Raw genomic sequence first — 1863 nt, forward strand, 5'->3', positions numbered from 1 at the left:
GTGGCCTCGGCCGAGCAGCAACACCGGTCGGGGCGCCGCCGCGAGCGCGGTGCAAAGCCCGGCGACGCCGCTGCCCACCACCACCAGCGGCGTGCAATGACCCATCAGACGGTCTCGCGACGCCCCACCGCCAGCATCCGGTCGAGCGCGGCGCGTGCGCGCACGGACACCTCGGGCGAGACGTGCACCTCGTGGCGCAGGTCGCGCAGGCACGCATGGATGTTGGGCAGGGTAATCCGCTTCATGTGCGGGCACAGGTTGCAGGGCTTGATGAACTGCACCTGCGGGAACCTGTTCTTGAGGTTGTCGGCCATCGAGCACTCGGTGATCATCGCCACCCGCGTCGGCTTCTCCTTCTCCAGCCAGCGCCCCATCGCGCTGGTGGACCCGACGAAATCGGCCTCGGCCAGCACTTCCGGCGAGCACTCGGGGTGCGCGACCACCTTGGTGTCGAACTGCTCGCGGGTGTGTCGGACCTGTTGCGCGGTAAACGTCTCGTGCACCTCGCAGGTGCCGGTCCACAGCACCAGCTCGACATCGGTCTGGGTTGCGACCCAGCTGCCCAGATACCGGTCGGGCAGGAAGATCACCTTGCGCGAGCCGCTCTGGGCTGCGATCGCCTCGACCACCTGCACCGCGTTGGCCGAGGTGCAGCAGGCGTCGGAGGCGGCCTTCACCTCGGCCGAGGTGTTGACATAGCTGACCACCGGCACGCCCGGGTGCCTGGCCTGCAGCGCGCGTACGTCGGCGGCGGTAATGGAGGCGGCCAGCGAGCAGCCCGCTTCCAGGTCGGGAATCAGCACGGTCTTGTCGGGCGCCAGGATCTTCGCGCTCTCGGCCATGAAGTGCACCCCGCACAACACGATCAGGTCGCTGTCGCAATCGGCCGCGGCCTGCGCGAGCGCGAGCGAATCACCGGTGATGTCGGCCACGCCGTGGAAGATCTCGGGCGACTGGTAACTGTGCGCCATGATCACCGCGCCACGCTGCTTCTTCAGCGTGTTGATCGCATCGATCCACGGCAGGTGCAGCGGCACCTCCATGCAGGGGATGAGTTGTTCGAGCGTCTCCACCAGCGGGGCGTAGTCGGACTCGAGGCCATCGCGCCAGCGCGGCGTGGCAAGGGCGGCATTTGCAGTCATTCGGGTGTGTGTTTCAAAGGTGGTGGGGTCGTGCCGTGCCCGGTGCGGGACGCCGGGTCAGGCGGCGGCGCGGGCCCGATGGGCGTCTCGCGCGGTACGGGCCAGTCGGGCGCCGCGGTTCAGGCCGATCCGCAGGCCCAACGGCACCGATTCCCACGGCAGGCGTTCGAGCAGGTTGCGGGCGGTCAGCCCGAGCTCGGTATCGCCGGTCAGCACCAGCCGACGCTGGAAGAACAGGGTGTCGGCGTCCTCCAGCCGGGCCGCCAGCAACAACAGGTCGGTGGCCGTGCCACGGACGCTGGCTTCGGCCGCGCCGTCATCGACATGCAACGCATCGCCACGGCGCTCGATCACCCAGCGCAGGCCCAGGTCGGTCACCTCGACGCCGAGGCGGCGGCCCTGCATGAAATCCAGGTCCCCGCGCGCGATCGACGGTGCCAGCACCCGGGTACAGGCGCGCTGGATGGCGCCGTGGCGGGCCTGGACGGGCATCACCCGCAACCAGCGGGCCAGCCGAACCGGTGGCGGCAGGCGACCCAGCAGGGCGTGGATACGGGAGGACCGCGACGTGGAATTGGGCATGGCGGGCATCGTGCCGGTGGCTACCCACGCGGCGCCTTGATCCAGGTCAGCCGCCAGCCCCTGCCGGCGACGACCGTCGACGATCGCAACCGCCATCGCCGCCTGCGCGGTGTCGGCCGCCAGGCCCCAGCGGGCGGCC

The 1863-nt window shown here is 70.2% G+C and carries 2 protein-coding genes; both read right to left on the reverse strand.

Annotated elements, in window-relative coordinates:
* Positions 1-104: 104 nt before the first annotated feature.
* Positions 105-1142, reverse strand: a complete 1038-nt coding sequence (gene nadA / locus ACKVMH_RS13370) for a quinolinate synthase NadA (RefSeq protein ID WP_412700648.1) — start codon at positions 1140-1142, stop codon at positions 105-107.
* Between the two features lie 57 nt (positions 1143-1199).
* Positions 1200-1863: ubiquinone anaerobic biosynthesis accessory factor UbiT (gene ubiT / locus ACKVMH_RS13375; protein ID WP_412700649.1), on the reverse strand; the 664-nt coding region annotated here is incomplete at its 5' end.

The organism is Lysobacter zhanggongensis (assembly GCF_046638635.1).
GTDB lineage: Bacteria > Pseudomonadota > Gammaproteobacteria > Xanthomonadales > Xanthomonadaceae > Novilysobacter > Novilysobacter luteus.

Bases quoted from the DNA above. Each gene is read 5' to 3' on its own strand.
- nadA (WP_412700648.1), bottom strand. From the start codon at position 1,142: ATGACTGCAAATGCCGCCCTTGCCACGCCGCGCTGGCGCGATGGCCTC.